This window comes from Devosia sp. (assembly GCF_034675085.1).
Taxonomy (GTDB): Bacteria; Pseudomonadota; Alphaproteobacteria; order Rhizobiales; family Devosiaceae; genus Devosia.
This window is the reverse complement of sequence record NZ_JAUCDN010000222.1, coordinates 1-5,580: the sequence shown is the minus strand read 5'-3', so window position 1 is coordinate 5,580 and position 5,580 is coordinate 1. Positions and strand designations below refer to the sequence as shown.

Genomic DNA, 5,580 nt, shown 5'->3' with positions numbered 1-5,580 from the left:
TGCGCGCCGCGCCGAAGAAGCGCTTGGGGCGTTGCAGGGCGTTGGCGTCCACGCCACCGGTCAGCACCTTGCCCGAGGACGGCACCACGGTGTTGTAGGCCCGGCCCAGGCGGGTGATGGAATCGAGCAGAATCACCACGTCGCGCTTGTGCTCCACCAAGCGCTTGGCCTTTTCGATGACCATTTCGGCCACCTGAACGTGGCGGCTGGCCGGCTCGTCGAAGGTGGAGGAAATCACCTCGCCGCGCACCGAGCGCTGCATGTCGGTCACTTCTTCCGGCCGCTCGTCGATCAGCAGCACGATGAGATAGCATTCGGGATGGTTGGTGGCGATAGATTGTGCAATATTTTGCAACAATACCGTCTTACCGGTGCGTGGTGGCGCAACAATCAACGCGCGCTGCCCCTTGCCCAAAGGGGCCACCAGATCGAGGATGCGGGCCGAACGATCCTTGAGCGTGGGATCGGGCAGTTCCATGCGCAGCCGCTCCTCGGGATAGAGCGGGGTCAGATTGTCGAAATTGACCTTGTGGCGGACGGCTTCGGGGTCCTCGAAATTGATCGAATTGACCTTGAGCAGGGCAAAATAGCGCTCGCCATCCTTGGGCGAGCGGATCTGGCCTTCCACCGTGTCGCCGGTCCTCAGCCCGAAGCGGCGGATCTGGGAGGGGCTGACATAGATATCGTCGGGCCCGGGCAGATAATTGGCATCGGGCGAGCGCAGGAAGCCAAAGCCGTCCGGCAGGACCTCCACCACCCCTTCCCCGGTGATGTCCACTTCCTGGGCAGCCAGTTCCTTGAGGATGGCAAACATCAATTCCTGTTTGCGCATGGTCGAGGCGTTCTCGACCGCGTGTTCTTCGGCGAACACCAATAGTTCGGCCGGGGATTTGGCCTTGAGCTCACTGAGCTTCATATTCTGCATGTAGCGAATAAACCCTTGAGGGAAATCTGAAAGACGGCAGAACCGGGGGGAAAGCACCGCAGCGACCGGGGCTGGCCTGCAATTGTTTTGGGGATGCTTTTTCGCCCTTTAGCCTGATCCGGCCCCATTTTCAAGCCGCAAACCGCAGCGGGATAGCCAGATTCACGTGAAACAGGGGACCGCGCCCCCTGTTTTTGTCCGCCGCAATCGCGTCAGAACGGCCGCACGATCACCGCGATGACGATGACGATGGCGAAAACGAAGGGAATTTCGTTGATGGCGCGGAAGAAACGCGCGGGCCTGGTGTTCCGGTCCTGCTGGAAGGCCTTCAGCAGCGCGCCGAAATAGCCGTGAATGCCGCTCAGCCCGATCACCGCCGCTGCCTTGAGCCACATCCAGCCCTGGCTGAAATCGATCACGCCGAAGCCGAAGGCCATCCACAGCCCGAAAATCCAGGTGGCCACCATCGCCGGGGTGGTAATACCGCGATAGAGCCGCCGCTCCATCACCTTGAAGGTTTCGCTCCGCTCCGAACCGACGGGGGCATCGGCGTGATAGACAAAGAGCCGGGGCAGATACATCATCCCCGCCATCCAGGCGATCACCGCGATCACGTGCAGCGCCTTGACCCATTCCATTTCCGTCTCCCTCAGCCGGCCTTGACCCGGTTTACCAGGCGCTCGACATGGGCAATCGGGGTGTCCGGCACGATGCCATGACCCAGATTGAAGATATGCGGCCGATCGGCGAAGGCGGCGATGATGGCATCGACCCGCCGGTCCAATTGATCGCCCCCGGCCACCAACCGCAGGGGATCGAGATTACCCTGCACCGGCAGGGCGGCCGGCAAATGGGTGCGGGCGAACTCGAGCGGCGTGGCATAATCGAGCCCCAGCGCATCGACTCCCGTCTGGGCGGCATAGCGCGCCAGATTCCCCGCCGCGCCGCGCGGGAAGCCGATGATCGGCGCGCCCGGAACCTTCTGGCGCACGCCCTCCACGATGCGGCGATTGGGCTCGATCACATGGCTGGCAAAATTCTCGTCGTCCAGATTGAGCGCCCAGCTTTCGAAAAGCTGCACCACATCCGCGCCGGCCTGCAATTGCGCCACCAGATAATCCACGCTGGATGCGACCAGCATCTCCATCAGGGCGGCGAAGGCCTGCGGCTCGCGCAGGGCGAACAGCCGTGCCGCCGCCTGGTCGGGCGAGCCGCGTCCGCCGATCATATAGGTAGCCACGGTCCAGGGCGAACCGCAAAAGCCGATCAGGGTCTTGTCCGGCGCCAGGGCAGCGCGAAGGCGCTTGACCGTCTCCAGCACCGGCGCCAGCCGTTCCACCACGCGTTCCGGCTGGAGCGCGGCAATGCTCGCTGCCGTCACCGGCTCGAGCAGCGGGCCTTCGCCCACTTCGAAGCGCACTTTCTGGCCCAACGCATCGGGGATGACCAGAATGTCGGAAAACAGGATCGCCGCGTCGAGATCGAAGCGCCGCAGCGGCTGCAAGGTCACTTCCACGGCAAGGTCGGGCGTGTAGCACAGATCGAGGAAAGTTCCGGCCTTGGCGCGGACCTCTCTATATTCGGGTAGATAGCGGCCGGCCTGACGCATGATCCAGATCGGCGGCCGCGCCAGCTTCTCGCCCCTTAAGGTGGCCAGGAGGGGTTTCAAGCTCATCGGGTCACTCCCTTCCAAACACCAAAAGACTCTTTCTTGCTTGGTATCTTTATCATCATGGCAGTGCTTTTAGCGCATTCATCGCCATCCACAATTGCCCCCGTGGCGGCACAAGCGCACAGGCAGGGGTTAACGGATCGTTAAGCACCGCTATGGACAGCTCGCTTCCCCGCCGCGCCGAAAAGGTTAACGAAGCGTTAACCGGGCGATTGCCGAGTCAATGATTCGTCCACGCCTGTGAAAAAGCCTTGCGCGAGGGCATTTGCCGCCTTTCTGCTTTTCCACGCAATCATCCACAGCCCGGCTGGAACAGCCATGGAAACGATCTGTTAATCATTTTTCGAACAGGTCGAACAGATTTGGCTTTCGTCCAAAGTCGTGAGTCATTCCCACAGCCTCGGGCTTGAGCTGGGGAGGACAGTGTGGAAAACATGGCTCCATGCTGATCCTTGCTTCCCGCAGTCCCACCCGCAAAGCCCTGCTTGAGCAGGCGGGGCTGGATTTTTCCCTGGTGCCGGCCGAAATCGACGAACGCCTGTTGGAAACCGAGGCGATCGAGGCGGGAGCCGATGGCCGCGACGTGGCGCTGCTCCTGGCCCGCCGCAAGGCCGAAGCGGTTGCCGCGCACCATCCCGACGCCATCGTGATCGGGGCCGACCAGACCCTGGGGCTGGGCCCGGCGCTTTTGCACAAGCCGGCCGACCGCGCCGCCGCCATCGACCAGCTCGAACGGCTGCGCGGCAAGACCCATCGCCTGCATGCCGGCGTCGCCCTGGTCTGCAAGGGCGAGCTGGTCTGGTCCGATGTGGATACGGCCGAGTTGACCATGCGCGATTTTTCTCCCGCCGAACGCGACGATGTGCTGGCCCGGGAGGGCGAAGCGGCGCTGACCTCGGTGGTCGGTTATCGCCTCGAAGGGCCCTCTATCCGGCTTTTCGAAACCGTCAGCGGCGACTATTTCACCATTCTGGGCCTGCCGCTCCTGTCGCTTCTCGCCGCTCTGCGCAGCTTCGCTCCCGAGACATTGCAGTGACCCGCAAGGCTTTCGTCATCGGCCATCCCATCGCCCATTCGCGCTCGCCGCTGATCCATGGCACCTGGCTCGCCCAATATGGCATCGATGGCAGCTATGAGGCCATCGATGTGCCTCCGGCCGCGCTCGCCGATTTCTTCGTGCGTCTGCGCAGCGGCGAATTTGCCGGCGGCAATGTCACCATCCCACACAAGGAAGCGGTCTTTGCCCTGTGCGATGCGGTCGATCCGCTCGCCCGAACCATTGGCGCGGTCAACACGCTGGTCGTCGCCGATGGCAGGGTCCAAGGCACCAATACCGACTATCTCGGTTTTCTGGGCAATCTCGATGCCGGTGCGCCCGGCTGGGACGAAAATGAGCCCGATGTCGCCGTCCTGGGCGCGGGCGGCGCGGCGCGCGCCGTTCTCGTGGCGCTCAAAAGCCGCAGGGTCGGCACCATTCACCTGTTCAACCGCACGCTGGAAACCGCCATACGGCTGGCGGACGAACTGGGGCCGGGCATCCAGCCGCATGAATATTCCGATTTTTCCATCACCGCCCCCTTCTGCCGGCTGGTGGTCAACACCAGTTCCGTGGGCATGCATGGCACGCGCTTCGAAGGGCTCGATCTGGCGCGCCTGCCCGAGGATGCCGTGGTGAGCGATATCGTCTATTCTCCCCTCGAAACCCCGCTTCTGGCCGATGCCCGGGCCCGCGGCCTGCGCGGGATCGACGGGTTGGGCATGCTGCTGCACCAGGCCGTGCCCGGCTTCGAGCACTGGTTCGGCGTCCGTCCCGAGGTGACGCCTGACCTGCGGGCCCGCATTGAGGCGACCCTGGAGGGGTGAGCATGCATCGCATCGGCATGACCGGCTCGATCGCCACCGGCAAATCCACGGTGCTCAAGGCCTTTGCCGATCTGGGCGTGCCGGTGTTTTCCGCCGACGAGGCGGTGGCCGAACTTTATGCCGGCGCGGCGGTGGAGCCGGTCTCGGCACTTTTTCCCGGCGTGGCCAAGAAGGGCGTTATCGACCGCGCTGCCCTGTCCCGGCGCCTCGCCAAGGATCCCTCCGGCTTTGCCCGGCTCGAGGCGGTGGTCCATCCCATGGTCCGCGCCCGCATCGCCCAATTCCTCGATGAGGCCGAAGCCAGGGGCCATCCCCTGGCGGTGGTGGAGGTGCCGCTGCTGTTCGAGAGCGGTCATGACTATGGCTTTGACGGCGTGGCGGTCACCTTTGTGGACGAGGCCGTGCAGCGTCAGCGCGCCCTGGCCCGGCCGGGCATGAGTGTGGATAAGCTGGAAACCATTCTTGCCCGTCAAATGCCTCAAGCCGAAAAGAAGCGCCGGGCCACCTGGCTTTTCGATACCGGCAAGGGCATCGCGGAGACGGCGGCGGACGTGGCCGGCCTGGTGGCGCGGCTCAGAAACGGGGATGGGAACGGATGAACCGCGAGATCGTGCTCGATACCGAAACCACCGGCCTGTCGGCGAGCTCGGGAGACCGGCTGGTCGAGATCGGCTGCGTCGAGCTCATCAATCATATTCCCACCGGCCAGCATTATCACGCCTATATCAATCCCCAGCGCTCCATGCCCGAAGAGGCCTTCCGCGTGCATGGCCTGGGCGATGAGTTCCTGGCCGACAAGCCGCTTTTTGCCCAGATCGCCGATGAATTCCGCGCCTTTCTGGGCGATGCGCAGCTCATCATCCACAATGCCCCCTTCGATATGGGCTTTCTCAATTTCGAGCTGGAAAAGGTCGGCCAGCCGCGTCTGGTCAATCCGGTCATCGATACGGTGATGCTGGCGCGTGAAAAACATCCCGGCGCCCGGGTGAGCCTGGATGCCCTGTGCAAGCACTACGGCATCGACAATTCCCGCCGCACCCTGCATGGCGCGCTGCTCGACAGCGAGATCCTGGCCGAAGTCTATCTCGAATTGATCGGCGGCAAGCAGGTGAGCCTGGCG

The 5,580-nt window shown here is 63.4% G+C and carries 7 protein-coding genes; 4 read left to right on the top strand and 3 right to left on the bottom strand.

What is annotated here, in order from left to right; genetic code table 11:
- From rho to hemE, 3 genes are all read right to left on the bottom strand, one after another.
- The coding region (gene rho / locus VDP82_RS13165; protein ID WP_323015302.1) for a transcription termination factor Rho at positions 1 to 925 on the bottom strand (925 nt) is incomplete at its 3' end.
- 212 nt (positions 926 to 1,137) lie between these two features.
- On the bottom strand, positions 1,138 to 1,563 hold the full coding sequence (gene hemJ / locus VDP82_RS13160; RefSeq protein WP_323015301.1) for a protoporphyrinogen oxidase HemJ: 426 nt from the start codon (positions 1,561 to 1,563) through the stop codon (positions 1,138 to 1,140).
- An 11-nt stretch (positions 1,564 to 1,574) separates the two neighbouring features.
- The gene (hemE, locus tag VDP82_RS13155; protein WP_323015300.1) at positions 1,575 to 2,600 is read right to left on the bottom strand and encodes a uroporphyrinogen decarboxylase; all 1,026 of its coding nucleotides are present in this window, start codon (positions 2,598 to 2,600) and stop codon (positions 1,575 to 1,577) included.
- Positions 2,601 to 3,039: 439 nt separating this feature from the next.
- On the opposite strand from hemE, the gene VDP82_RS13150 reads away from it, so the two are divergent.
- From VDP82_RS13150 to dnaQ, 4 genes are all read left to right on the top strand, one after another.
- Positions 3,040 to 3,633 (top strand): Maf family protein, encoded by a 594-nt coding sequence (locus VDP82_RS13150; RefSeq protein ID WP_323015299.1) that lies wholly within the window; start codon positions 3,040 to 3,042, stop codon positions 3,631 to 3,633.
- Complete coding sequence (locus tag VDP82_RS13145; RefSeq protein ID WP_323015303.1) at positions 3,624 to 4,460, top strand: shikimate dehydrogenase; 837 nt, start codon at positions 3,624 to 3,626, stop codon at positions 4,458 to 4,460. Before VDP82_RS13150 ends, VDP82_RS13145 begins: the two co-directional genes overlap by 10 nt.
- 2 nt (positions 4,461 to 4,462) lie before the next feature.
- Positions 4,463 to 5,059, top strand: coding sequence for a dephospho-CoA kinase (gene coaE / locus VDP82_RS13140; protein WP_323015298.1), 597 nt, complete (start codon positions 4,463 to 4,465; stop codon positions 5,057 to 5,059).
- The coding region (dnaQ, locus tag VDP82_RS13135) for a DNA polymerase III subunit epsilon (protein ID WP_323015297.1) at positions 5,056 to 5,580 on the top strand (525 nt) is incomplete at its 3' end. The genes coaE and dnaQ, both read left to right, overlap by 4 nt.

What these genes read in the sequence shown, in the direction of transcription:
- hemJ (WP_323015301.1), bottom strand. Translation starts at nt 1,563, where the DNA reads ATGGAATGGGTCAAGGCGCTGCACGTGATCGCGGTGATCGCCTGGATG.
- hemE (WP_323015300.1), bottom strand. Translation starts at nt 2,600, where the DNA reads ATGAGCTTGAAACCCCTCCTGGCCACCTTAAGGGGCGAGAAGCTGGCG.
- VDP82_RS13150 (WP_323015299.1), top strand. Translation starts at nt 3,040, where the DNA reads ATGCTGATCCTTGCTTCCCGCAGTCCCACCCGCAAAGCCCTGCTTGAG.
- coaE (WP_323015298.1), top strand. Translation starts at nt 4,463, where the DNA reads ATGCATCGCATCGGCATGACCGGCTCGATCGCCACCGGCAAATCCACG.